The sequence below is a fragment of the Desulfoferrobacter suflitae genome, from assembly GCF_022603395.1.
GTDB classification, from domain to species: domain Bacteria; phylum Desulfobacterota; class Syntrophobacteria; order Syntrophobacterales; family Syntrophobacteraceae; genus Desulfoferrobacter; species Desulfoferrobacter suflitae.
This window is the reverse complement of record NZ_JAIBKA010000001.1, coordinates 422,165-444,907: the sequence shown is the minus strand read 5'-3', so window position 1 is coordinate 444,907 and position 22,743 is coordinate 422,165. Positions and strand designations below refer to the sequence as shown.

At 52.3% G+C, this 22,743-nt stretch carries 25 protein-coding genes, 1 tRNA gene and 1 riboswitch; of the genes, 16 read left to right on the top strand and 10 right to left on the bottom strand.

Annotated elements, in window-relative coordinates; genetic code table 11:
* Positions 1–2 precede the first annotated feature (2 nt).
* From K1V27_RS02100 to K1V27_RS02085, 4 genes are all read right to left on the bottom strand, one after another.
* On the bottom strand, positions 3–1,370 hold the full coding sequence (locus K1V27_RS02100) for a phosphomannomutase/phosphoglucomutase (protein ID WP_258927869.1): 1,368 nt from the start codon (positions 1,368–1,370) through the stop codon (positions 3–5).
* Positions 1,371–1,398: 28 nt separating this feature from the next.
* Positions 1,399–2,625 carry a glycosyltransferase gene (locus tag K1V27_RS02095; RefSeq protein ID WP_258927868.1) on the bottom strand — a complete coding sequence of 409 codons (1,227 nt, stop codon included), beginning with the start codon at positions 2,623–2,625 and terminating at the stop codon, positions 1,399–1,401.
* Positions 2,615–4,942, bottom strand: coding sequence for a glycosyltransferase family 4 protein (locus K1V27_RS02090; RefSeq protein ID WP_258927867.1), 2,328 nt, complete (start codon positions 4,940–4,942; stop codon positions 2,615–2,617). Before K1V27_RS02090 ends, K1V27_RS02095 begins: the two co-directional genes overlap by 11 nt.
* Before the next feature lie 71 nt (positions 4,943–5,013).
* The gene (locus K1V27_RS02085; protein WP_258927866.1) at positions 5,014–6,426 is read right to left on the bottom strand and encodes a RelA/SpoT-related domain-containing protein; all 1,413 of its coding nucleotides are present in this window, start codon (positions 6,424–6,426) and stop codon (positions 5,014–5,016) included.
* Between the two features lie 288 nt (positions 6,427–6,714).
* Between K1V27_RS02085 and K1V27_RS02080 the strand changes: the two genes are divergently transcribed.
* The 5 genes from K1V27_RS02080 to K1V27_RS02060 all read left to right on the top strand — a co-directional run bounded on the left by K1V27_RS02080 (position 6,715) and on the right by K1V27_RS02060 (position 10,052).
* Positions 6,715–7,290 (top strand): recombinase family protein, encoded by a 576-nt coding sequence (locus tag K1V27_RS02080; RefSeq protein ID WP_258927865.1) that lies wholly within the window; start codon positions 6,715–6,717, stop codon positions 7,288–7,290.
* Positions 7,291–7,342: 52 nt separating this feature from the next.
* Positions 7,343–7,858, top strand: a complete 516-nt coding sequence (locus K1V27_RS02075; protein ID WP_258927864.1) for a hypothetical protein — start codon at positions 7,343–7,345, stop codon at positions 7,856–7,858.
* A gap of 573 nt (positions 7,859–8,431) precedes the next feature.
* The gene (locus K1V27_RS02070; RefSeq protein WP_258927863.1) at positions 8,432–8,914 is read left to right on the top strand and encodes an Hsp20/alpha crystallin family protein; all 483 of its coding nucleotides are present in this window, start codon (positions 8,432–8,434) and stop codon (positions 8,912–8,914) included.
* 375 nt (positions 8,915–9,289) lie between these two features.
* Positions 9,290–9,613: an Hsp20/alpha crystallin family protein gene (locus K1V27_RS02065; protein WP_258927862.1), complete on the top strand. Its 324-nt coding sequence runs from the start codon at positions 9,290–9,292 to the stop codon at positions 9,611–9,613.
* 175 nt (positions 9,614–9,788) lie between these two features.
* Positions 9,789–10,052 (top strand): hypothetical protein, encoded by a 264-nt coding sequence (locus K1V27_RS02060; protein WP_258927861.1) that lies wholly within the window; start codon positions 9,789–9,791, stop codon positions 10,050–10,052.
* Positions 10,053–11,104: 1,052 nt separating this feature from the next.
* Here K1V27_RS02060 and K1V27_RS02055 read toward each other — a convergent pair.
* A tRNA-Pro gene (locus tag K1V27_RS02055) sits at positions 11,105–11,182 on the bottom strand.
* A 106-nt stretch (positions 11,183–11,288) separates the two neighbouring features.
* Positions 11,289–11,467, top strand: a riboswitch (cobalamin riboswitch).
* Between the two features lie 140 nt (positions 11,468–11,607).
* On the opposite strand from K1V27_RS02055, the gene K1V27_RS02050 reads away from it, so the two are divergent.
* The 3 genes from K1V27_RS02050 (at position 11,608) to K1V27_RS02040 (ending at position 13,346) form a co-directional block, all read left to right on the top strand.
* The gene (locus tag K1V27_RS02050) at positions 11,608–11,859 is read left to right on the top strand and encodes a hypothetical protein (protein WP_258927860.1); all 252 of its coding nucleotides are present in this window, start codon (positions 11,608–11,610) and stop codon (positions 11,857–11,859) included.
* Between the two features lie 92 nt (positions 11,860–11,951).
* Entirely contained in the window at positions 11,952–12,740 is a 789-nt protein-coding gene (locus K1V27_RS02045) for a sirohydrochlorin cobaltochelatase (protein WP_258927859.1), read from the top strand.
* 54 nt (positions 12,741–12,794) lie between these two features.
* The gene (locus tag K1V27_RS02040) at positions 12,795–13,346 is read left to right on the top strand and encodes a YbhB/YbcL family Raf kinase inhibitor-like protein (protein ID WP_258927858.1); all 552 of its coding nucleotides are present in this window, start codon (positions 12,795–12,797) and stop codon (positions 13,344–13,346) included.
* 24 nt (positions 13,347–13,370) lie between these two features.
* Here the strand turns inward: K1V27_RS02040 and K1V27_RS02035 are convergent, their stop codons facing one another.
* Positions 13,371–14,168: an epoxyqueuosine reductase gene (locus K1V27_RS02035; RefSeq protein WP_258927857.1), complete on the bottom strand. Its 798-nt coding sequence runs from the start codon at positions 14,166–14,168 to the stop codon at positions 13,371–13,373.
* A 311-nt stretch (positions 14,169–14,479) separates the two neighbouring features.
* Between K1V27_RS02035 and K1V27_RS02030 the strand changes: the two genes are divergently transcribed.
* Positions 14,480–14,911 (top strand): hypothetical protein, encoded by a 432-nt coding sequence (locus K1V27_RS02030; protein WP_258927856.1) that lies wholly within the window; start codon positions 14,480–14,482, stop codon positions 14,909–14,911.
* Between the two features lie 21 nt (positions 14,912–14,932).
* Here the strand turns inward: K1V27_RS02030 and K1V27_RS02025 are convergent, their stop codons facing one another.
* Entirely contained in the window at positions 14,933–15,805 is an 873-nt protein-coding gene (locus tag K1V27_RS02025; protein WP_258927855.1) for a lysylphosphatidylglycerol synthase transmembrane domain-containing protein, read from the bottom strand.
* Positions 15,806–15,883: 78 nt separating this feature from the next.
* On the opposite strand from K1V27_RS02025, the gene K1V27_RS02020 reads away from it, so the two are divergent.
* The 4 genes from K1V27_RS02020 (at position 15,884) to K1V27_RS02005 (ending at position 18,364) form a co-directional block, all read left to right on the top strand.
* The gene (locus K1V27_RS02020; protein WP_258927854.1) at positions 15,884–16,912 is read left to right on the top strand and encodes a transposase; all 1,029 of its coding nucleotides are present in this window, start codon (positions 15,884–15,886) and stop codon (positions 16,910–16,912) included.
* Between the two features lie 175 nt (positions 16,913–17,087).
* On the top strand, positions 17,088–17,300 hold the full coding sequence (locus tag K1V27_RS02015) for an addiction module protein (protein ID WP_258927853.1): 213 nt from the start codon (positions 17,088–17,090) through the stop codon (positions 17,298–17,300).
* 8 nt (positions 17,301–17,308) lie between these two features.
* Positions 17,309–17,599, top strand: coding sequence for a type II toxin-antitoxin system RelE/ParE family toxin (locus K1V27_RS02010; protein WP_258927852.1), 291 nt, complete (start codon positions 17,309–17,311; stop codon positions 17,597–17,599).
* Positions 17,600–17,617: 18 nt separating this feature from the next.
* Positions 17,618–18,364 carry a CAP domain-containing protein gene (locus K1V27_RS02005; RefSeq protein WP_258927851.1) on the top strand — a complete coding sequence of 249 codons (747 nt, stop codon included), beginning with the start codon at positions 17,618–17,620 and terminating at the stop codon, positions 18,362–18,364.
* Positions 18,365–18,683: 319 nt separating this feature from the next.
* Here the strand turns inward: K1V27_RS02005 and K1V27_RS02000 are convergent, their stop codons facing one another.
* Positions 18,684–18,818 carry a hypothetical protein gene (locus K1V27_RS02000; protein ID WP_258927850.1) on the bottom strand — a complete coding sequence of 45 codons (135 nt, stop codon included), beginning with the start codon at positions 18,816–18,818 and terminating at the stop codon, positions 18,684–18,686.
* Positions 18,819–19,038: 220 nt separating this feature from the next.
* On the opposite strand from K1V27_RS02000, the gene K1V27_RS01995 reads away from it, so the two are divergent.
* Genes K1V27_RS01995 through K1V27_RS01985 form a run of 3 tightly spaced genes read left to right on the top strand, consistent with a single transcriptional unit; the run spans position 19,039 to position 20,630 of the window.
* Complete coding sequence (locus K1V27_RS01995; protein WP_258927849.1) at positions 19,039–19,281, top strand: SHOCT domain-containing protein; 243 nt, start codon at positions 19,039–19,041, stop codon at positions 19,279–19,281.
* A gap of 40 nt (positions 19,282–19,321) precedes the next feature.
* A complete protein-coding gene (gene yidD, locus K1V27_RS01990; RefSeq protein WP_258927848.1) occupies positions 19,322–19,747 on the top strand; it encodes a membrane protein insertion efficiency factor YidD in 426 nt (141 codons plus the stop codon).
* A complete protein-coding gene (locus K1V27_RS01985) occupies positions 19,707–20,630 on the top strand; it encodes a tetratricopeptide repeat protein (protein WP_258927847.1) in 924 nt (307 codons plus the stop codon). The genes yidD and K1V27_RS01985 overlap by 41 nt, the downstream gene beginning before the upstream one ends.
* Positions 20,631–20,753: 123 nt before the next feature.
* Here the strand turns inward: K1V27_RS01985 and K1V27_RS01980 are convergent, their stop codons facing one another.
* Together K1V27_RS01980 and K1V27_RS01975 are read right to left on the bottom strand one after the other, a co-directional pair.
* Positions 20,754–21,734: a DMT family transporter gene (locus tag K1V27_RS01980; RefSeq protein ID WP_258927846.1), complete on the bottom strand. Its 981-nt coding sequence runs from the start codon at positions 21,732–21,734 to the stop codon at positions 20,754–20,756.
* A 50-nt stretch (positions 21,735–21,784) separates the two neighbouring features.
* A complete protein-coding gene (locus tag K1V27_RS01975) occupies positions 21,785–22,528 on the bottom strand; it encodes an aspartate/glutamate racemase family protein (protein WP_258927845.1) in 744 nt (247 codons plus the stop codon).
* Positions 22,529–22,743 lie beyond the last annotated feature (215 nt).

Here is a 22,743-nt window from a genome sequence, read left to right as displayed (position 1 = left end):
CATTAGTTCTCAGTGATTGCCAACTGTCTCCTCGCGTCGTTAATGGCTTTTTCCACTACGCTCCTTATTTCCTGCAGGCGAGATTCACTGACGGCCTCAAAACGGAGCACGATGACGGGGCTTGTGTTGGATGCGCGAACCAGCCCCCAGCCGTCTGGAAAAACCACCCGTACACCGTCGATGTCGATCAACCGATGTTTTCCGGAAAGCATTTTCCTCACTTGGTTCACGAGTTGAAACTTCATGGCATCAGGACAATCGACCCTGATCTCGGGCGTAGAGTACGTTTTTGGAAGATCGGACAAGTAGGAGGAAAGGGGCTGATGGTTTCTTGAAACGATTTCCAACAGGCGACAGCCGGCATAGAGGGCGTCGTCGAATCCAAAATAACGATGACGGAAAAAGAAGTGGCCGCTCATTTCGCCGGCGAGCAGAGCTTGTTCGTCTTTGAGCTTTTGCTTGATAAGCGAATGGCCAGTTTTCCACATGATGGGAACTCCGCCGTGAGCCTGAATATCATCATACATGACCTGCGAGCACTTCACTTCGCCGATGAACTTTCCTCCGGGGTTCGTCCTCAAGATCTCCCTGGCGAACAGAACCATAAGCATATCCCCGTAAAGGATGTGTCCGTTTTCTTCCACCACCCCCAGTCGGTCGGCATCTCCGTCAAAGGCAATACCTAATTCCAAACCTTTACTAACAACTGTCTCTGACAGCGCTTTCATGTTTCTTATGACCGTCGGGTCCGGTTCGTGATTGGGAAAGTTTCCATCAGGTTCTATAAAGAGCTTGACCAAATCGCAGTTGAGCCGTTCCAGTATGGGAACGGCCGTCAGTCCCCCCGTGCCGTTGCCGGCATCGATCGCAAGTCTGACCGGCCGCTCAATTTTGACGTTGGCAACCACATAGTCGCAGTAGGATGAGATGATTTCCTGCTCGTGCAACGTGCCGTTGCCGGATGTATATTGGCCGGATTCGATGATGTCTCTGAGCTTATGAATCTCCCTGCCAAAGATTGTATCGGGTCCGACACATACCTTAAAACCATTATATTCCGGAGGGTTGTGGCTTGCGGTGATCATCACGCCCCCATCCAGCTTCAGATGCCTGATGGCGAAATAAAGCACGGGGGTGGGACACAAACCGATATCAATGACTTCAGCGCCACCTTTTCTCAAGCCTTTGATCAAGGCGTTTCGGATTTCGAGCGAGCTCGGACGGCAATCACGACCCACTGCACAGGTTCTACTCCCATGGCCAGCAAGATAGGTAGCAAGGCCACGCCCTATTCTCACTACATCATCCAGACTGAAGTCCTTTTCCACGATACCGCGAATATCGTATTCTCTGAAGATCGACGGATTCATTTTCATCATCTCCCGAACATTCCCGACACTAAAATTCCAGATCCAAAACCAGGGGTTTCCTTGTGCGAAGCGCTTTATTGGCCAGCCTGTAAGCTTCGTTGTACTGCCGCGCCACCACGCCCCAGGAAACCACCTCATCCAGATACCGTCTCAGGTTTTCGCCCAGCTCCAAACGCAGCTTTTCGTTGCAGGCCATATGAATCACCTTGCGCTTGAGCATCTCCTTGGTGGTGAAAAGAAGTCCTCCCTCGCTTTCCAGGGTCTGTGCGGTCAGTCCCTCCATGGGTGCGGTGGTGATGAAGGGCTTATTGAGGGCGATAATGCGCGCCAATGTTCCCGATTGGGTCTCATCCGTTGAGGGCAGCACGATAAAATCGCATATCGCCATCATCTTATAGTAATCGTCACCCCTCGGGATGAACTCGTAGTAGTGGGCGATACCTTTGTTGCCCAGACCTTCCGCCTCGGCTTTCCACTCTTCATAGTCCGCTTTGTGATGGGGGTCTCGCATGGCGCCTGCAGCCAAGAGGTCCCAATCCTGGCCGGTGCGCCTTTTGATTTCGTGATGAATCTCCTCCCACATGGAAAGCAGGATGTCCCAGCGCTTGTTGGACTGAATCCAGCCAATCATGCCGACCAAGTGAGCCGCCAGTCCGGCGTCATTGAAGCCGAATTCATCCCGTAGCTCCGGTATCTCATGGATCCCCCAGCGCTTGTCCGGCCGCGCCCCGTGTGGAACCACCATGATGTTGCGCGGAGTCGGCCACCCCCGGCCATGAAAAGTCCAATCGAGCCGCCATTTCTGATAATGGCACTTAAAGAGCACCACGTGACTTCTTTGGCTCATCTTGTAGATGAAGTCGGCTTCCTGATCGCGCAGCCGTCCGTGGATCGTGTGGGGCTCCACAACGATGGGATGATCGGCGATGGCCTCGAGCAAATCGAGGAATCCGTCATTTCCGTCGCCAATACCCCGCTCGTCGTAGTATTCGTACAGGCCGTACTCATGTTCGATGTGAACGGCATAGGGGTTTAAATTCTCGATTTGTTGGGCCACCGGCCGCCACCAGTCCCTGCGGGTCATGTCGATCAGTGGCATGACGCCTTCCCCCTTTCCGTCGGTGTGGCTGATGACCAGCACCCGACGGTCAGGATTGGCTTTTTGGATGAATTCCCGCGCCTCCTCGCAAAAGGTGGCGATGCCGCACAAACGAGGCGGATAAGAACTGATCATAACAATGGGTCTATGCGACACGAACTTTTTTCTCCTTTAGTTTTTCAGCCTGTTCAGCTGCTTCAACCGATACCTGCGCGTTCCTCATGCGGTAGAGGGTGGACAACGACAAGAGCCACGCCAGTGTCGATTCCGCCCCCTGGTTGCGGTTCGGTCCCGTAGCGCTCAGACCGTCCCGGCATCCGCCGGTTTGATAATCATATAAGGGAGCATTCAGGTCGTTTCGCCCCAGAAACCATTCCAGGCAGCATTGGGCAGCGGCGATCCATTTGGGGTCCGAAGTGACATGGTAGGCTTCCCGACATGCGTCAATCATGGCTTGAGCCTCGATGGGTTGTTGGTCAAAGCGGGCTTTCAATCCGGCACGCGGGTACCAACCTCGGTTGCCGATGGGCACGAAATGCCCCCTGCTGTCGGTTTGGATCGTCCTGAGCCATTCAAGGGAGCGAAGACCGGCTGATACCATGTCCCCTCTTTGCAGCCACTGACCCGACATGAGCAATGCTTGAGAGATCTTGCCGTTGGCATAGGTCACCGTCTCCTCAATCCACGGCCAGTCATCCGTGGCATAGCTGCAATAGAAAGCAAACAACCGGTCCGCCAGTTGTTCTCGGACCCTGCGGACGCATCTGTCGCCGCCGTATTTTCTCAGGTAGGCGTGAATTCCCACCAGGGTGAATGCCCATGCGCGTGGGGCATCGAAGTCGAGGGCAGCCGGCAGGGCCTTCTCAAAGAGCTCATGAGCGGCGCCCAGTATGTCCTCCGATCGAGCGAGGCCAACCGCTTCACCCAAACCCCACAGAGCACGTCCATGGCTGTCCTGCGAGCCTTCCTTTTCCAACCATTTGCGGTCGTAACCCATGAAGTTGCGAAACCGTCCCCGGTTTTCGTCGAAAGCGTGGTGTAAAAAACTCATATAGGTGCAAGCCAGGTTGGTCAGTGCATCCTCATCGGGCACCAGGTCCTGAGCCATGAGCACGGCGATGAGGGCCCGCGCATTGTCGTCGGTGCAGTAACCATGATAACGATTTGGTACGATGAACTTGGCGTGTTGGATGATCCCTACGTCATCTGTAAGCCGTATGAGATGATCGAGCTTCGGCTGAGGTATTTCCCTCGGAACGATTTCCAGGGTCTTGGTCCTGAACACCGCCCGCGGCTTGCATTCCCTTTCTTGTTTGACCTCGGTGAAAAGCTCAAGGTATCTGCGTGCCACTTCCTTCCAGATCATTTTCCGGCAAAAGGTGTAGGCACGCTTGCGGATGGCGTGACGTTCCACCTCGCGGGCCAAAAGATCGTTGATCTCAGTGGCAAGTGCCTCCGCGTCCTGAAATGGAAAAAGCCGCCCGCGCCCTTCGGCCAGCATCTCCTCGGCATACCAGTAGGGCGTGGAGACCGTTGCCTTGCCGGCGCCAAGAGCATAAGCCAATGTGCCGGAAACGATCTGCTCTTGATTGAGATAGGGTGTGACATAAATGTCTGCCGCACCCAGAAACTCGCACAGTTCATTCAAGTCGACGAAGCGGTTGTGAAAAATGAGATGGTCGGCGACTCCCAGTTCCGATGCGCGCCGCTGAAGAGAGTGCCGATAGCCTTCCCCCTGGTCCCTTCTGACGTGGGGATGAGTGGCGCCAAGAACCACATAGACCGCTTCGGGATTTTCCTTTACGATCCGCGGCAGGGCGTCGATCATGGTTTCGATGCCTTTGCCCGGGGAGAGCAATCCAAACGTCAAAAGCACCTTCCGGCCTTCAACTCCAAACTGGTCTTTGTAAAAGTTGGGATCGACGAACGGCACATCCGGAATTCCGTGATGGATCATCGCAACCTTGCCGCGGGGAATCCCGTAGACTTCTCCAAGTATGCGCTCCGCCCTCCGACTCATGACAACCAGACGGTCGGAAATCTGACCGATTCGTTTCATAACAGTCAACTGCTCGGGCAACGGCTCCTGCAGCACTGTGTGCAGAGTGGTCACCACCGGCATGCGCAGAGCGCCGAGCAGTTCAATGACATAAGCTCCCTGCTCGCCTCCAAAGATGCCGAACTCGTGTTGCAGGCACACCGCGTCCACTTGGCTCATGTTCAAGAAATCCGCTGCCAGGCGGTAGTCGGAGAGGCTTTTTTGATTCAATTCAAAACGCACTCTGGGAGGGTAAGCATAGCCCTCCGGGGTGTCGTTCATAACCACCGCCCAACATTCCCCGGCGCCTTCCTCATCGCCCAATGCTGTCAGAAGGTCCGCGGTAAATGTCGCGATTCCGCATTGTCTCGGCAGGTGATTCCCAATCACTGCAATCTTCTTCAAACTCGCTCGGTAGCTATCGGAATAAGCCATTTGACTTCTCCTCTGCGTCAGACCCGAGACCGCCGGCATCTCGCGCCCCATGGTCTAATATCCTGACCAGTTTATCGTGCCGGCGTTGCCTCTGAAAGAGCTGTTCCCCGCTGGGCGCTCGCTCGACTTTCATCCGTTTTTTTCTCTGCAACGATCTCGATTGTGTCTCCATCGCAAAGCCTATGGTCCAGAGGCACCGTTGTTCCGTTCACCTTCACTTGGGTTTGGTGAGAACAATCTGGACAATACCTTTTGATATAATCCAGCACAGTTGCGTCTCCCGAAAGCCTGGCGATCAGGCCTGCCCTCCCGAATACCACCAGATGATCCTCATAAACCTGCCGGTGAAGCAATCGGAGGAACTCATCGGTGCTGGGCGCAGAACAGTGCTGCCCAACAAGAGCTTGCAGCCATCGAGTCTGGCTGTAAGCAGTTTCTGCGCTTTCGGCTCCGGTCTTGTAACGCCAATGAGCGGCCGTACCATATTCGGCCTCGATATGCATGAACTCGGTGCGGATCTGGAATTCGATAGGCTTGCGGGAGATATCCCTTACCGGGTATACGCAGGTGTGAAGGGATTGGTAACCATTTTCCTTAGGAAGTCCGATGTAATCGTCAAACGTGCCAGGGATCGGCCGGTAATGAGTGTGCAAAAGTCCCAGTACGGAATAGCATTCGGCGACTTTGCCGACGATGATGCGCAGGCCAATCCGGTCCATAATCGCATCAAGGGTCGCACCCGTCTTGAGCATCTTGCAGTGAATGGAGTAAAGGCTTTTGGTTCTTCCCTGGACAATGCACTTAATGCCGTTTTTGTTCAGAAGCCGCTCTACCCCTTCATGCAGAATTTGTAGGCAAGCCTCGTCCTCTTCCCTGATTGGTTTAACTCTTCTTTCCAAAGCTTCATAAGCCACGGGGTCGAGAATGAGAAAACTTGCATTTTCCAAACGCTTGCACAATTCTCTAAGACCGAGTCGGCTGGCAATGGGCACATAGACGTCCACGGCCTCCCGGGCGGCATCACGGGCATCATGGGTTCCGCATTCCACTGCATGTTCCAGTTGGATCAGACGAAAGGAAATGTTGAGAAGAGCTCTGCGAGTGTCTCCGGTAAGGGATTTGAGTGATTTGTGGAGATCAGAGCGGCGATTATGCTCCGTATCCGTTCGAGAAGTAACAGGAAAGTCGATTTCGCCAACGGCGGTAGCGATTCCAGGGCCGAACAATTTCCCGATCTCGTGCAGGTCTGCGCGACCCAGCCATACGGTTGGAGCCAGCAAAGCAACAGCCAGAGTCAGTGAATCCGCTCCTTGATCCATAAGCAGCTGGGCGGTCGAGAATGCTATGTTTCCATCCCAACGGAGTTTTCCCCTGGCAAAATTAAGGGCGCGAAGAATCGATTCCGCATCCCTCGGCCCAAACAACTCTTGAGCCTTTTCGAGAAACAGCTTGTGCCTTGTTTGCTCCAGATTATCCGGCGCCATGAGACCGAAATGCCCTGAATCCTTAACGAGATAGCCACAACACGCAGGAGCTGCGTCCATAAAAAAATTTAGTTCAGCTTCGAAAATTGTCAAGTAAATAGTCTCAAAAAACTTAGTAGAAAAGGATCAAAGCATCACTGAAGCATAGAGCTCATCGTGTGAAAAAATCTAATTTTATTGAATGATCAACCGACATTTTCCATTGACTTTTGTCCCCCAGCTGCTAATTTTTGTCTGTGTTTTTTTATATTTCATAAATCAAATATAGTTGAATACGAAGGGACGGCAATGGGAAGGCTTGTCGGATACGCACGGATATCAGTGCTGGAGCGGTCATTCGAACCCCAGATAGAGGATTTGCGGAAGGCTGGAGTGAGTGAAGAGCTGCTTTTCAGTGACGAGGCCATTGTCGTCAGAGACACCTGGAGTGGACTGCAAGATTGCCTGGATGAGCTTCAAGCAGGTGACACTTTAGTTGTGTGGCGACTTGACCGCATTGGAAAATCCCTTTCTCAACTTGTCAATTTCGTTGAGGACTTGCAGAACCGGGAAATCGGCTTCAAGTCATTGTGCGACGCGGTAATTGACACAACACAGAGTGACGGCGAAGTGGTGTCAGACGTTTTTTCTTGCCTCGCCGAATTCGGCCGCCGTCTGCTTCAGGAGCGCGCCCGGGTCGGCGTCGCGACCGGCCGCGCCAGGGGCAGACAGGGGGGAAGAAGACCCATCTTTGCCAGCGACCCACGCGTTCGAGCGGCAAAGGCAATGAGCCTCGATGAAAACATCACAGTCAACCAGATTTGCGCAGCACTCAAGATATCGAGGGCAACGTATTACAGGTTTCTTGCAATGGCGGAAGAATGAGCCGCCTGGAGGCCCTTGGCATGTCATGCATGCTAACAGTGGAGGCTAGTCCGTGACATTCAAGGAAGACAGCAAAAGCGGAGAAGCCCGAACAGGCTCAAACTTACAATACCTCAAAAACTTGACCCTGGCAGCCCTTAAGACCTTTAATCGCGCAGCACTAGACGGAAAACGCGCAAAAGTGCGCGCGCAACTGGAAAACATCCTTGGCGAAATCCAAAGGTTGCAAGCCATGCAGGAGGATCTGCATGTTCATTTCAAATTGATTGAGATATATGACAATCTTTTGAGTGAACGAATGTGTGGCAAACTTGATCATCAAGCACGCAAGCACATTCTTAACCGCAAACAGCACGAGCAAAGTAAAATTAACTCGCTGCAAATGCAATTGAACCGATTACCCGAGATCGAGAAGCAAGTTCAACAACTGGGAGGTATAGTTGCTCGGGTTGACGCGAACGAGGCTTTGAACAAGACGAAGCTCGATTCATTGCCGGACAGGCGGGGCGGCCGTCAAGAGCACAACTGTGAAAAAAGCTTTCAAACTCAAAGTTATTACGGTGCTTGAGTGAGAGAAAGGAGAAGTCTTTTCTGGGTGATAAGTGAGAGGCTTGCATGGCGACGATAGTTCGAATTTACCCAACGCACGGAATCGCAAAGCTGAGTGGTTGCCCTTATTGCTTCAAGAATCTTTACGACCGGCAGCATCAAGAATTAGCTCGTTCGACAGGCCGAGGCCGCTTCAAAGTAAGATGCCCCAACTGTGGTTTCACCAAGTATTACGACGTGGAGGGTAAAGCGACATGCTTTTCCATGAACGCGAACACTTGAGCGATGCATGCGGTTTGGGCGGAATCTTTGGGATCGAGTGGAACGGTGGATAATGATGAGCTTAGCCGTTGCCCGGAGTGCAACCGACCGGTGCCAAACTGTTTCACCGAGCAATTTTGCAAGTGCCAAATCAAGCACAGAGCCCAATAAGGAAGACTTTGCAAGGCAGTGCAGGAGATGACGGCGATTGCCCACCGCCTGAGTAGAGAGAGGAAACGGTGGGCAAAGGACTCAAGAGTAAGGGAAAATTGGTTAACGGCAAAATTGTAGTCTAAAAGATTTACATCAAATGAGAAGGGAGGTATCAGTTATGTCTGAGTTGGTACCCTGCAGCAAGCGGCTATCCCCGTTGTCGCCCCCAGCTTCGGATTTGAGCGATCGGATTGATCGTCTCTTTGATGACATGGTGCCTTCAAAGCTTTTTGCGAGACTCATGCCATCAATGCGGAGTGAAGCGGGCGAGTGGATGCCGGAATTTGACATCTCGGAAACCGATGATCAAATCATCGGGGAGGCCGATGTTCCAGGAGTGGACCCAAAAGATCTGGAGTTGAGCATTTCGCCACAAAAAGTCCTTTCCGTAAGGGCTGAGAAAAGGGAAAAGCGGGAATTAAAGGACGAGTGCCAACACTGCATTGAAAGGCGATTCGGCGCATTTAGCCGGTCCTTCACGTTACCCAGGGAGGTTTACGCGGACGAAGTCGAGGCAACCTACAAGGATGGCGTTCTCAAGTTAACCATTCCCAAAACTGAATCTTCCAGGAGCAAGAAAATCACGGTTGATGTAGGCTGAAGTAGAAATTATGTTCGCCGTCATTTCACGAAGCGGCGAAATTTCCCCGCTTTTTCTTTTGATAACCACCTTAGTAACGGGCCTGGTTGCTTTCGAGGAAGAAAGCATTCCCAAATTATTGCTCTATGAATTCAGTTTCGTTGCAATGTAAAAACCCCCTTGACAGATTTTCCGAGTGGATTATTTTTTATCAAAAACTGGTTAATCACCTGAAATAAATGGTGAAAGGAGGTATTGAGTATGCTCGGGTTAGCACCTCGACGTAGAAGAGAAGAATCTTTGGTAAGATTTCCATCTTTGGACTGGACTGATCGGTTGATGAACGATTTGTCATCGTCCCGGTTCTTTTCCAATTTTGGAGAGACCGGAGACTTGATGCCTGCTTTCGACATTTCGGAAACAGACGATCACATAGTCGTCAGAGCCGATCTACCGGGGATCGATGCCAAGGACCTCGACATTAATCTGTCCGGAAATGTATTGAGCATCAGCGGAGAGAAAAAGAAAGAACAGGAGCAAAAGGATGAGAACCACTACTCTATCGAGCGGCAGTTCGGTTCCTTTTGCCGTACGTTTACGGTTCCCGCCGAAGTCAAGGAGGAAGGCATTGAGGCCACCTACAAGGACGGTGTACTCCGTCTAAAGATCCCCAAGGCGGAATCGGCCAAGCGGAGGAAGATCGAGGTGAAGCAAGTCTAGGAGATCCTTTTCTGGGTGAGCCCGAATCGGCTCACCCAGGCTCTTCAACGGACCGGTATTGGATCCCCTTCAAGTCCAAAACCAGACTTAGCTTGACGGCAATCCAGGCATGTCAATGCTGGCTTGAACGAACACTCTTTTAGGAATTTATCCAATACTGAGAGGAGGGTTCTGAATGGTTCAGCTTTGGGCACGGAGAATTGGGATGTTGATCCTGGCGGGAATCCCTGCGATTATTGGCGGGAACTGGTTTGGTCGATTATTCCAAATTGGCATGCCGTCATCGCTTGGGAAATTCTTCTCGTGTTGGTCTGGTTTTGATTTTAACAGCAGGACAAAGGAGATTGCAGGCTCTCATGATGAAGACCGTAAAACAATAGCAGGTGGAACTTTCAAAGCTGAGAGGCTCAACGGTTTCGATTACGGAGGGCTGAAATGAACGATTTTGAATTGGTCAACAATTGCGCTGACGTGAGCTGTCTTCTGACATTTCTTCGGACTGCAGAGAGGAACAAAAATTCGGAACTCAGAAGAGCAATCTTGGAGAGACTCATTAATATGCAAGTTCTTTGTGAACCCAAATTTGGTGAAGCTGTCGAATACGCGAATCTGAGAAAAGAGGTCGCTAGTATCCTGGGCATAAAGGATTGCGCAGAACTCCTACGTACTTACAGCCACTCCGCTGTGCTGGACTGACACACTGCACCTCGGACGAGTACTGAAGGAGAATTATGGCATCGAAGCAAAAACAAAAACTGTTGTCGCCGGTCAAGTTGAACAAAATAAGAGAAAACCTGTTTGAAAGAAAACGGTTGTTATTGCAGGAAGTCCCTCCCTTCCTATAGAAATGTCTCAGCATCAATAATGCCTGTTGCGAGAAAAACTTAGGTGCATTGGGCAGTGCTGTCAATACACGATAAGTATGTAATTCGTGTAAATATAGCTTAGCCGTGGCTTTCACTGGTTGGTCGCGCATTCCTTAAAGTGAAAAAAACGGCTCTCAGAAATGAGGGGCTAGGATGAAATCTGCCGAAATTTATGTAAGAGCAAATCCAGAAACTTAGCTATTTTGATTTCTCAGGATGCGACAGAGATTCTGAAGATGGATCTTGAAACTCGCAATAAGATCGTATTCGGATACAGAGTCTTCGGCGATTTAGCGCCTTACGCGCTTATGCATTTGCCTCTCTCAAGCGGTTAAAAACGGTTATGAAGAGGGGCAATAGAGACATACTGTGCCAAGTCCAGAACACCTGCCGCAAAAGTAAGTTCCCGCAGGTACAAAAGTTACTAATATACTAGAGTTACTAGATAAATACTTTAGCCAATTTTGGAAAAACGTGAGAAATTTCTTGGATTTTATGAATGTTTTCCGTAGGTGCCTGGATTTGCTATGATTTTAAAAAGTGACACATAGGTGACACAAACCCGATTGTAAGCAAAAAACAGCCACTTGAAAAATTTTCAAGTAGCTGTTTTTTCATACAATTCTGGTCGGGGCGAGAGGATTTGAACCTCCGACCCCCTGCTCCCAAGGCAGGTGCGCTGACCAGTCTGCGCTACGCCCCGACTCTGAAACCTGAGTTTCCTAACACAGGCTCACCCTAAAAGCAAGATTGAACTGAGCCCAAAATTGATTTGACACCGTGGCGGGCTCCTGCTAAGAGTCGCTTTGATCTCTATAAAACGTTCAGGTGCGCTGGAAAGCTTAATAGGGAATCCCGTGCAAGTCGGGAGCGGTCCCGCCGCTGTAATCGGGGACGAACGCCACGCAATAGCCACTGGGTAACCGGGAAGGTGTGGCGACCAGGTTGAACCGAGAGCCAGAATACCTGCCTGAACGTGAGTGAAGTCGGCACGGGTTGATGTTTGACTTTTCTCAGCGGGACCAAGCAAACCGGGGTGCAATCCTTAGAGCTACCAGCTCTAGGGATTTTTTTTTGCAAACTTGCCCTTGCAGGCAAGGGCCCTGTCCACAAGAAAAGGAGCTATGCATGAAAAAGGGAATCATTCTCTATGTTGCAGAAGGACGCGAAGAACTCGACGAATGGATGGATCTGAGCGCCGAGAAAAAACGGCTCGAGGCCGACGACGTTTGTTTGGCGACCTCCGAAAGTGAACTCGCTTATGGGTGGTGGTATATGCTTACCCGCGGCATGCAGCAGATATCCTGCCTGAGGGCAAGTTATGATCTGGTCGCGAGCAGCATCAGGGCAGAAGGACGGCCATTCAGGCTATGCGGCTGAGTCATGCGAAAGAACCGCCTTTATATTTTTGCCGATCCCATATATCTTGGTTTTTAAGGTGTTGATCTGCACTTCCAGAGGAAAAGCACGCGATGAACAGAGCCATTTTAGTGGTTGCCTTCGGCACCAGCGTACCTCAAGCTCAGAAAGCCTTCGACCATATCGACCGGCGGGTGAAAAAGGCGTTTCCCGACACAGAAATTCGATGGGCCTACACCTCGAGAACGATTCGTGCAAAGCTGGCAAGGCAGGGAATCCGACTCGACTCGCCCGAAATCGCTCTGGCCCGCCTGATGGACGAAGCTTTCACCCATGCAGCGGTACTCTCGCTGCACACTATACCGGGCATAGAATTTCATGAACTCTGCCGCAATGCCAAGCTGTTCGGCGAAATGAGCGGCGGCTTCCAGCGCATTTTGGTGGCCCCCCCTCTACTTTCCTCGCAAAATGACCTGGAGCGAGTCGCCAAAGCCTTGATCGAGCAAATCCCAAAAACTCGCAAACCCGACGAACCGGTCCTTTTCATGGGGCACGGCAGCAAGAACCACCCTGCCGATGCGCTCTACTCGGCAATGAACTGGATCTTTCAGGACCTCTCGCCCCACACCTATGTGGCGACGGTCCAGGGGCATCCGGCTTTGATTGACATCCTGCCTAAACTGCAGGGGAAAAACCTCGGCAAGGTCTACCTGCTGCCTTTTATGGCCGTAGCGGGCGAACACGCGAGAAAGGACATGGCGGGGGAAGACCCTGAAAGCTGGAAGTCGGTGCTTACCCGAAACGGTTTTCGGTGCGAAATAATGCTAACCGGCACGGCCGAATACCCCGAAATCGTGGAAATATGGCTTGATCATCTGCGAGACGCTGTTGCGCGGCTATAGGGATTAGCAGTTCTGTCACTGGATGATTTGCAGACCCGGAAAGGAGGTTTGGCTATGACGAGACGGGCGGTTTTGTTTTTCGTGTGCGCACTCATCATGACTCTGACCTTGGTTGACGGAAGCTTCGGAGAAGGCCCAATGCAGGTTTTGTCACCCGCATTCAAAGACGGCGCCCGCATTCCCCCGCAGTATGTCATGAGGGCCATCGGGGGAGAAAACATCTCTCCGCCGCTGAACTGGAAGGATGCGCCCAAGGAAGCAAAATCCTTTGCCATATCCATCGTTGACCTCCACCCGGTGGCAAATAACTGGGTCCATTGGCTGGTGGTCGATATTCCCGCCGACGTTCGATCGATCCCCGCAGGAGCTTCCGGCAGGAGCATGCCGGCAGGTTCGGTGGAACTCAAGAATTCCTATGGAAGCATGGGTTACGGGGGACCTCAACCTCCCAAAGGAACCGGCGAACATCCTTACATCATTACCCTATATGCGCTCAAAGTGTCCAAGGTAGCCATCGGCAGGGACGCCGGTCTCAAGGGTTTCGAACACGCGCTTCACGGAAAAATCCTGGCGGAGGCGAGCATCACGGCCTACTTCGGCCAGTGAGCGCCGACCCGGCCCGATCATTTATCATGCATCCGATGCCGCCGGCTTGTCGGGAATTTGATAGCTGCACGGCACTTCACAGGCGCATTTGCCGCAAACATCCACCAGCGGCAAATGGCTGTAGTGGGCGTTGTTCCTGAGGCATTGCCGATAGCAGGCCTGTCGGCTGAAACGCGTTTCATGCAGGGCGCCGTACTTGCATTTCGGAACGCAGGCAAGGCAGTCATAGCCGGCTTTTTGTAAACACCATTCGGCCTCCGGGCGCACCGTTGCCGCAAGCGGCATGGTGGTGACGAGACTGCCCAGGCGGCCGCAGCAGCCGGAAGAGGTTATGAGCAAGTGATTGTGGCCGAAAGTACCCAGCCCTGCGAGGTAGGCAAGATGCTTGTGGGACCACCGGCTAACGAGTTTGGCTTCGTCAAAATTATGCGTTGCCGGAGTGACCGCGGCCAGATGCCCCCGGTCCTTTAATCGTGCCTTCAAATGTTCGTTGATGGCGCCAATCAGGAGATTTGTCGTTATGTAGGATTCCGCCCAACTCTGGGAGGCCAGCGTTCCGTGCCCGTCATTTTGTTCGCCCAGCCAGCGCTGAAACGGCAAAAAGAACACAATGACCGACTCGGCCCCGGGAAGGATTTCAGCGGGCATGGCATGGTCGGGATCTACCACCCGCCTTAACTCTGCCAGCAGCGGGTCGTTTGCCGAGGCAACGCCCACCAGCGGCGGCCGCCAGTAGTCGTCTGCCCCTTGCGATCGCTTCCAATCCAGGATGAATTCTTCTATCAAAGCACTCAGCCAGTCAGCATCTTTGCTTGCCTGCATATTTTTTCCTCCTCGGGATGCATTCAAACCGTTCGGGGTTATTCATATCCGGCAGATCCATTATGGTCAACAACTGCAGGGCTAACTCTGCAGCCCCTTCCCCGAACAGAAACGGAGCTTCGGACAGCCTCCTGACCGTATAAATCCAGCTGAGCGAGGGCGTCGCGGGTTCATGGTTGTCGAACACCGTTCCCATCTGCTATCATCCCCTGGTGCGAAGAGCCCCATGAACGCCGGGCAAATTGCTTGGATGAGCGGCTGCGGCAGCCGCCTTCATTGGACATCATCAGCTTTCGAGTCTCCGTTGACACATGTTGAATGAAACTTTCTATCAAAAAAAGGCCAAGTCCTGGGACCGCTGGGTCACCATAATCATCGTGGCATTATTGCTGGTCCCGATTCCCTTCGCACGTTTCGAATCATGGCCGGACGGCAGAACAATCTTGGTGAGGCCGGTCATGCCCTGGAGCCGATTCCACTTCTGCTACATTAGCTTCCCTGCAGGTGACCCGGTCGAAGAAGCATACGAATTCACATGGCAAGGAAAGATTCTTCCGAACAGCACACCCGACCCCATGCTGTTCGTTATCAGTTCAGCCGAGTCCCCCCTGCTGAAGTGGCAGAACAACCCCGAGCTGGTATTGGAGGAAGTATTCCAACAGGGTGATTTTGTGCAGGTGGACACCTTCTGGCAGCCTCTTTTGCTTTGGCCGCTCAGCATGCTGTCCGGCAAGCTGGCCTAGCAGGCAGTTATTGCAGCCACATCACGGCGCATCCGTATCGGAGGATGCCGTGCGGGCGGTCTCTCCTCGATCGGGGAAAAATCTCTTGTAGTAAAAAAGGCTGACAAAAATCGGCAGTACATAGTATGCGAATCGGTAGATTAAAGTCGCCATCAAGGCGCGATCATAGTCCAACCCCATTAGATAGAACGAACCTGCCATGGATCCCTCCATCAAACCTATGGACGCTGGGGTCAGTGAAAAAAGAGTGGCAAAGATGCCGACCGAAAAACCAACCAGCAAGGAACTATTATCGACGGGATAATGGGCCGCCAGGAACGAGCATTTGAGGCATAGGAACATGAGCAGCCAGTCCATCAGGGCATAGGTGGCGGGAGCAGTCAGCATGCGGGCATTTTTGACCAGCAGGTTCATACTCTCGTTGAAATTTTCGAAAAACCCCGTAGCCCGGTCTCGCTGCAGCCAGCGAGGATGCAGAAGCTTTTTGGGAACGGCCTGGGCAAAGCGCATGATCCACTGCCAAAGTTTTTTCCGGAAGGCCTCGTGGACAAGGATCTGTATGGTCAGCCAGGTGAGCACAAAGGCAACGAATAAGATGACGATGCCAAATTCCATTTGGCGGGTATTCATCTTGTAGTTGCTGTAAAGGAAGAAAAATCCGAGGTAAATGAAAACGACGGCCACCGTGTTGGTGAGGAATCCGTGCACCATGGAAATGGAGAGGGTATTGCTGGCGGGGATCTTTTCTCGGGAAAGGAGATAGACTTTGGCGGCAACCCCACTCAAGCCCCCCAGGGCCATCAAATAATTCATTGTGCAGGACAGCAGCGCGATCTGAAAGGTCACATAGAACGGCAGAACGCGTCCCATATTCTTCAGCAGGCGGTGCAGCACTGCCGCGATGCATGGGTAAGGGGACGCCCTTTAGATTTTTAGTTTCTAACGGAGCCGGTCTGTGATAAATAGATAGCCATGCCAAGGAACTCACGCATAGACGCGGGCGGTGCTTTGCACCACATCATTGCGAGAGGAATTGAACGGCGGCGGATCTTCCAGGACGAGTCCGACCGGGATAACTTCGTGCAACGATTGGGGATCATCCTCAAAGAAACGGGAACGCAATGTTATGCCTGGACTTTGATCCCCAACCATTTTCATCTGTTACTTAAAAGTGGCTTGGTGCCAATATCTCAGGTGATGCGGCGGTTGCTTACCGGCTATGCGGTGTCGTACAACCGCAGGCACCGGCGTAGCGGCCACCTTTTCCAAAACCGGTACAAGTCGATTCTTTGTCAAAGAGATCAGTATTTTCTTGAGCTGGTCCGCTACCTTCACCTGAATCCGCTACGAGCCGGGATCGTTTCAACTGTTGAAGATTTGGACCGCTATGGCTACTGCGGTCATGGTGTGATTATGGGTCATTTTGAAAATGATTGGCAGCAAATCGATGAGGTGCTGGAATTGTTTGCCAAACAAGTTTCGGTGGCCCGTCGCCGCTATCGAGCTTTTGTTGAGGAAGGCATTAAACAGGGCCGTCGCAGTGATCTTACCGGGGGCGGTTTGTTACGCAGCAGCGGGGGATGGGCGGAGGTGAAGGCGATGCGCAGAGCGCAAATATTCCAAAAATCAGACGAACGAATCTTAGGCGACGGGGACTTTGTTGAACAGGTGCTTCTGCAAGCGCGGGAGCAAATGGAGCGGAGACACAAAGTGCGTGCTCAGGGATTCAACCTTGATAAGGTGGCCGAGCGGGTGTGCGAAGTACTGGAACTGGACAAATCCAACCTGTGGACGGCGGGCAAGGATCGCAACAGGGTTCGTGCGCGGAGTCTTTTTTGCTACTGGGCGTCAAGAGAGCTTGGGATCAGTCAGGCTGAGTTGGCGCGCAAGCTTAATATCTCTCCTGCAGCTGTGACTTTTTCCGTAAAACGAGGAGAAGAAATGGTGGCAGAGCACAACTACTGCCTATTTAAATCGGCGGATCGTGAGTCCGGAGAGTAAAACTAAAAGACTAAAGGACGTCCCCTTAGGTTCTCCTTAGGTTCTCTCGATATCTCGTACTTTGGACAACTCAAGATGCGTGTCTACCATAAGAAGGGCGTACGTAAGAGAATGCCGCGATCTCTGCTTGTTCTTTTCGGCGATTTCGTTATTTGCATACACAAAGGAGTTGACAATGGCCGATCCAAATACAGTGTTGAAGGAAGCATTAACTCTGAAACCGGCTCAGAAAGCCGAATTGATCGACAAACTACTCTCAAGCTTGGACAAACCGGATAAGGACATCGACGAATTGTGGGCAAAAGAGGCTGAGAGTCGGATCGATGCGTATGAAAAGGGCAAAATGAAGGCAGTGACTTTAGAAAAGGTGCTGAACAAGTATAGATAGGATACGGGATGCGCATCCGCTTTTTGGAAATTGCCGAGATCGAGCTCGACGAGGCGATACAGTATTACAACTATGAAGTCGCCGGGCTTGGCGATGACTTTCTTACTGAAGTCTTAAAGACTCTGGATAGGATTGTGCGGTTTCCGGAAGCATGGCATCCCTGCTCAAAGAGGACACGGAGGTGTCAAACGCGCCGCTTTCCATATGGGATCATCTACCAGATAAGAAATGCGGAGATACTCGTTATTGCTATTGCAAACCTGCACAGAGAACCAGACTACTGGGAGGATCGAGTGTAGAACGAGCCCAACTACCTTATGGCTGCAATGGTTGCGCTACTTGCTGCGGGCCTGTTTTTCGTTTTCAGCCCAAAGGCTTTTTGCGCCACTACCGCGGAGATTGAGCAGTGGCTGCAGGCACACAACAATTACCGGGCCCTGCATGGATCACCAGCCTTGATCTGGAACTCGACCATCGGAACGAGCGCTCAGACTTATGCCAACTCCTGCCCGCTCGTCCATTCCGGTTCAGCATACGGAGAGAATATAGCCTTTGCCGGTTACAATCAAACCCCGCAGGGAGTGGTGGACCGCTGGTACGCGGAAGAGCAATATTATGATTACAGCAATCCCGGATTCAGCTTAGACCCAAACGAACCGATAGGTCATTTCACACAGGTTGTATGGAAGAGTACCGCACATATAGGATGCGGGTGTGTGACCGGATGCCCCGGCACATATCAGAGCATCTGCGTTTGTCAGTACGATCCCGCGGGCAACTATGTCGGTCAGTATGCAGCCAATGTATTCCCTCCGATCGGTTTGCCCGGTGCGCCCTCCCTCTCCTCGCCGGCCGATGGGAGCACAGTTTCGGCAACTTCCATCACCTTCTCCTGGACGACGCCAACCGGCAGCCCCACCCAGTATCATCTCCAGGTCAGCACCAGTTCGACATTTTTTTTCCTTGACTTACGACAATGCCCTTATAACCGATACCTCGCGGACAGTGAGCGGTTTTCCCAACAGTGGCATCACCTACTACTGGCGGGTCAGGGCCTACAATAGCGCCGGCTGGGGACCCTGGTGCAGCGCCCGCAGCTTAATAAATGGAGAGCCTGAGGACTTCCCGTGGATTCTCTTTTACCCTGCAATGATAAGCAGCAGGCAGGTCGGCTTTTTGCCATCGATTCTCCTGCTGCTGGAATAGCTGGATTAAGCATCCGGCCCAAGAGACTATGCCACCGCAGGCCCGGCGCCTTGGGAGTAGCTCAACGAAAACGAAGGCAGGGAGGTGCGCTCAGGATACATCAAAGGAGGTCAACCGAATTCATCCGCATTGGCCCCCTCTGTGTAAATCAGCGATAGTTATGTCAGGGTTATTTTATTAAGGAAGATCAGTGAAGTCGCGAATCTTGCATCTGCGTTCAGGACAAAAGAGGCGCAGCCACAAGCTCTTTTCGTCGCGGCTTTTTTCCTTTTCACGCTTTTCCTTTTCTTTCTGGCGATAAATTTCTTCCATTGAAATCACCTCCTGCCACTCAGTTTTCCGGTGAATGCACTTATTGATAATATAACCGATCCTATGATTGTTTTCAGCGAATTGGTGCAATCCCACAAATGACCGAGCGCATGGCGTTGTGTTCCTGTTTTTTGCCAATTGCGTTAGATGATGAGCATTGCTAAAATGAAATTTTCTTGCGGGCACATCGATGTCACTGAAAGGGGAGGGAGTTTAGGGGATGGAATTTCGCAGGATGTTGACCATTGTATTGCTGCTACTGGCGGGCCTCCACCTGGCTGGATGCTGCGGTGGCAGCTCCTCCAAGGAAAAAATCATTGTGGAGAAGCAGGTTCCGGCGCAACAGACTGTTGCTCCTACATTGGGAAAGCAGCTGGACGATCTCAAAGAGGCCTACAAAAAGGGAATCATCACGAGGGAAGAATTCGAGGCCGGTAAAAGGAAACTGCTTGGCGAGCAGTAACCACAGAGGCACACTTACTGCTGCTCAATGAGACGAAACAATGCCGCGTTGGATCAAATGCATGATCATCTTTGGTGGGGCATGGTTCTGCCTGGTCAAGGCGACTCTCGGAGCAGCGGAAACCTCGATTCTGATGAAGGGACCGGCGCAAAATCGACCGACACGGGCTTACGATCAAACAGTGGAGAGCTCGTGTATGAAGCTTGTTTTCAAGGCTGCCATCGGCTTTTACAAGAGCACCATTGCGCCCACCGGAGGAATAGACCGATGCGGATTCCGACCCTCGTGCTCAACCTATGCCTATGAAGTGGTCTGCGAGCAGGATCCCTGGATCGCCCTCATAATGATTGGCGATCGCCTTACCCGCTGTAATGTTTGGAAAAAGCCTGGTCCCGATTATACTCTGCTGCCCAACGGAAAGCTCTATGATCCCCCATCCAAGAATGTCATTCGGCAGCCGCGTTAATGCTTTTTGCCTGCTCTTATTGACTCCCCTGGTCTTCAGTGTGGGCCATCTTTCGGCTTATGCTGCGGAAAAGGGCATTTGGTTGACGGACGAGGTTCAAATCCGGCTTGGGGACGCATTCATGGACGAAGGAGAATATTATCGGGCAGTCACCGAATACAAAAAGATGTTGATTCTTTTTCCTGATTCGCAGAATGCGGACTACGCCTGGTATAAGATTGGGATGGCCTATTACAAAGGGGAGGAATACCAGGATTGTGCAGAGTCATTTTCCTCTCTGCGCGCCAAATACAAACAAAGCGAGTATCTTGACGAAGCACAATTTTTTGAGGCTCTCTGCTTTTGGCGGGCCGAGCAACTGGAACCCGCGCGAATGCTTTTTGATGATCTGGCCAGATCTCACCCCGATTCCCGCTATGCGCCGCTCTCATTGATGGGTTCCTCCCTGGTGGCTCTCGACGAGGAGAATATTGCGGCGAGCTCCAGTCGATTGGTTCAATTGATCAAACGGTATCCTCACGAAGAGAGTGCGCAAAAGGCCGGCAAGGCGATCGCTCTATTGCATCAGTACCAGGAGATTCCACAAAAATCTGAGGTGCTTGCGGCTGTGTTGTCGGCCCTCGTTCCAGGCAGCGGGTACATGTATGCAGCTCATTATGGCGACGGCGTCACTGCCTTTGCGATCAACGGCCTGTGGATTACCGGAGCCGTTACCGGCATTCGTGCGGAGTATTATGCGGTGGCCGGAGTACTTGTCGGAGTGGGCTTACCATTTTACCTGGGCAACATTTACGGTTCTGCCAACGCGGCCAAGAAATGGAACTTGAAGGTCAAAGGAGAGCTGCGCGATCGTATCTACCTTGCCCTGGATTTCAGATTTTAGATTGGGAGTGCTTGGTAAATCAGGGGGACCAAGTGTCAAGAATCAGGCAATCGTCGCGGCGGCAGAAATGGTCCGGAACGTTTTTCCTGTCGACAAAAAACCTGTCGAAACGGAGCGTTGAAACTAATGAGTGCCGTCTTCAGGCTCCTTTGCAGAGGCGGCGGACGCGACAGGTCTGCCCGCGGCTGGACTGGAACCGGCTGCGTGAGCGAGTTGTGTTTGCTGGTGGTCTTTTACGAAATTCATGGCGACCACACTGCCCAGAATCAGCACTCCGCCGGTCAGAAAACGCCAGCTGAGCGGGTCGCCCAGGAGCATGATGCCCGCGGCCGCGGTAAACACCGCTTCACTAGTCATGAAGAGTCCGCCCTCCCAACTGCGACAATAAGCGAAACCCTGATTCATGGCGAGCTGCGCAGCCAGAGAGGTGAGCACAATGCCGCTGCATAACAGCCACTCCTTGCCATCCGCCGGAAACACCGGGGACTGCAGGTACATCGGCAGGCAGACGATCAGACCCAGGGTACAGAAATAGAGATAGATGATGGCGGCATTGTTGTTTGCCTTGAGCCGTCTGATCAAAACAATGGTCAAGCCGGCAAAAACGGCTCCGTTGATGGCCAGCAACTGGCCGAGCAAGTTTGCGCTGAGGGTAAAATCAAATAGAATCGAGATGCCGATCAGGACGACAGCGATGCACATCAGCGCCGCCCTTGAAATTCGTTCGCCGAACAGAACCGCAGAAAATATCGCAGCAAAGGCCGGGAACGTGTAGAAGTGCACGAGGGCTGTCGACACCGGCAGCAGTCGAATGCTGGAAACCAGAGACAGAAAGGCCACCGAGCCGCAGATTCCGCGGATGAGCAGCAACCGCGTATGGTTTCCCCGGTAGGGATTGTGATGCCGCCCGGACAGTATGAAAAGCAGCACCAGCCCCCCAAAGAATCGATAAAATCCGATATCCCAGATGCGAAAATGCGACTCCAGAAGGTCAATGATGAGATTGAGGCAAGTGAACAGGGAGGCTGCTGCAAGCATCAAAAGTATGGCCAGAGTCCTCTGTTTGGGGTGAAAATTACAAGTGTTCAAAGGGAACAGATGCATGTCGAAGTCCTGCACGTATCCTGGCTGTGGGTCAGAAGAGATCCCGTATGCTACGTTAGGCCGCCCGTCGCACCCGCAATTTCCCCCGCAGATGGATGGGCATTGGCGAGCGCCCAATGCAGGGCCCGCAGGGCATGGATGCGGGTTGTGTCAAACAGCGGAACGGGGCTCTCTTCCTGTTTAATCAGCAGAGGTATCTCGGTGCAGCCCAGGATGATGCCTTCCGCGCCTTCTGCAACCAGGCTTTCAATGATGTGCAAGAATTGAACTTTCGCCCTCTCATTGATGACACCCTTGCATAACTCGTTAAAGATCACGTCATTGACGATGACTCGGGCCTTTTCATCGGGAATGTGGATGTGCAGCCCAAATTTTTCGGCCAAACGCCCCCTGTAGAAATCTTGCTCCATGGTATAGCGGGTTCCCAGCAGCCCCACTCGTTTCAGCCCGTGTCGCTGGATCTCCTCGCCGGTGGCATCCGCAATGTGAATGAAGGGAATGGTCGTGGCCCGGTCAATCCGTTCCGCAACTTTGTGCACCGTGTTGGTGCAGAGTATCACCAGTTCGGCCCCGGCATTCTCAAGAGTAGCGGCGATCCGAGCCATTTGCCCGCCGATCTCGTCCCATTTTCCTGCTTGCATCAGACTTTCGATTGCTTCAAAATTGACCGAATAAAGCAGTATTTTAGCTGAATGGAATCCTCCCAGCCTGCGATTGACTTCCTGGTTGATGATCCGGTAATATTCGGCCGTCGACTCCCAGCTCATTCCCCCGATCAATCCTATGGTTTTCATAGTTCTTCCATATCCTCCCTCATGCCGATAGAGTCAGGGGCGCTCGCAGCACCTGCGGGCAGCATTGCTCGGACCTGGTCAATCCATGGCTTCCCGGCTGGCTGCTGCGCACATCGCAACACCTGCCTTTTGCTTCGTTTTTCAGCACTCCGGAACTTTCCCCCCGGAGGCTGCAGGCCAATTGAGAGCCTTATAGTGCTTTTCCAGGGGCGAGT

Coding starts and splice junctions, on each gene's coding strand:
- K1V27_RS02100 (WP_258927869.1), bottom strand. CDS start 1,370: ATGAATCCGTCGATCTTCAGAGAATACGATATTCGCGGTATCGTGGAA.
- K1V27_RS02090 (WP_258927867.1), bottom strand. CDS start 4,942: ATGGCTTATTCCGATAGCTACCGAGCGAGTTTGAAGAAGATTGCAGTG.
- K1V27_RS02085 (WP_258927866.1), bottom strand. CDS start 6,426: ATGGCGCCGGATAATCTGGAGCAAACAAGGCACAAGCTGTTTCTCGAA.
- K1V27_RS02080 (WP_258927865.1), top strand. CDS start 6,715: ATGGGAAGGCTTGTCGGATACGCACGGATATCAGTGCTGGAGCGGTCA.
- K1V27_RS02070 (WP_258927863.1), top strand. CDS start 8,432: ATGTCTGAGTTGGTACCCTGCAGCAAGCGGCTATCCCCGTTGTCGCCC.
- K1V27_RS02065 (WP_258927862.1), top strand. CDS start 9,290: ATGCCTGCTTTCGACATTTCGGAAACAGACGATCACATAGTCGTCAGA.
- K1V27_RS02060 (WP_258927861.1), top strand. CDS start 9,789: ATGGTTCAGCTTTGGGCACGGAGAATTGGGATGTTGATCCTGGCGGGA.
- K1V27_RS02050 (WP_258927860.1), top strand. CDS start 11,608: ATGAAAAAGGGAATCATTCTCTATGTTGCAGAAGGACGCGAAGAACTC.
- K1V27_RS02045 (WP_258927859.1), top strand. CDS start 11,952: ATGAACAGAGCCATTTTAGTGGTTGCCTTCGGCACCAGCGTACCTCAA.
- K1V27_RS02040 (WP_258927858.1), top strand. CDS start 12,795: ATGACGAGACGGGCGGTTTTGTTTTTCGTGTGCGCACTCATCATGACT.
- K1V27_RS02035 (WP_258927857.1), bottom strand. CDS start 14,168: ATGCAGGCAAGCAAAGATGCTGACTGGCTGAGTGCTTTGATAGAAGAA.
- K1V27_RS02030 (WP_258927856.1), top strand. CDS start 14,480: ATGTTGAATGAAACTTTCTATCAAAAAAAGGCCAAGTCCTGGGACCGC.
- K1V27_RS02020 (WP_258927854.1), top strand. CDS start 15,884: ATGCCAAGGAACTCACGCATAGACGCGGGCGGTGCTTTGCACCACATC.
- K1V27_RS02015 (WP_258927853.1), top strand. CDS start 17,088: ATGGCCGATCCAAATACAGTGTTGAAGGAAGCATTAACTCTGAAACCG.
- K1V27_RS02010 (WP_258927852.1), top strand. CDS start 17,309: ATGCGCATCCGCTTTTTGGAAATTGCCGAGATCGAGCTCGACGAGGCG.
- K1V27_RS02005 (WP_258927851.1), top strand. CDS start 17,618: ATGGCTGCAATGGTTGCGCTACTTGCTGCGGGCCTGTTTTTCGTTTTC.
- K1V27_RS02000 (WP_258927850.1), bottom strand. CDS start 18,818: ATGGAAGAAATTTATCGCCAGAAAGAAAAGGAAAAGCGTGAAAAGGAA.
- K1V27_RS01995 (WP_258927849.1), top strand. CDS start 19,039: ATGGAATTTCGCAGGATGTTGACCATTGTATTGCTGCTACTGGCGGGC.
- yidD (WP_258927848.1), top strand. CDS start 19,322: ATGCCGCGTTGGATCAAATGCATGATCATCTTTGGTGGGGCATGGTTC.
- K1V27_RS01985 (WP_258927847.1), top strand. CDS start 19,707: ATGATCCCCCATCCAAGAATGTCATTCGGCAGCCGCGTTAATGCTTTT.
- K1V27_RS01980 (WP_258927846.1), bottom strand. CDS start 21,734: ATGCATCTGTTCCCTTTGAACACTTGTAATTTTCACCCCAAACAGAGG.
- K1V27_RS01975 (WP_258927845.1), bottom strand. CDS start 22,528: ATGAAAACCATAGGATTGATCGGGGGAATGAGCTGGGAGTCGACGGCC.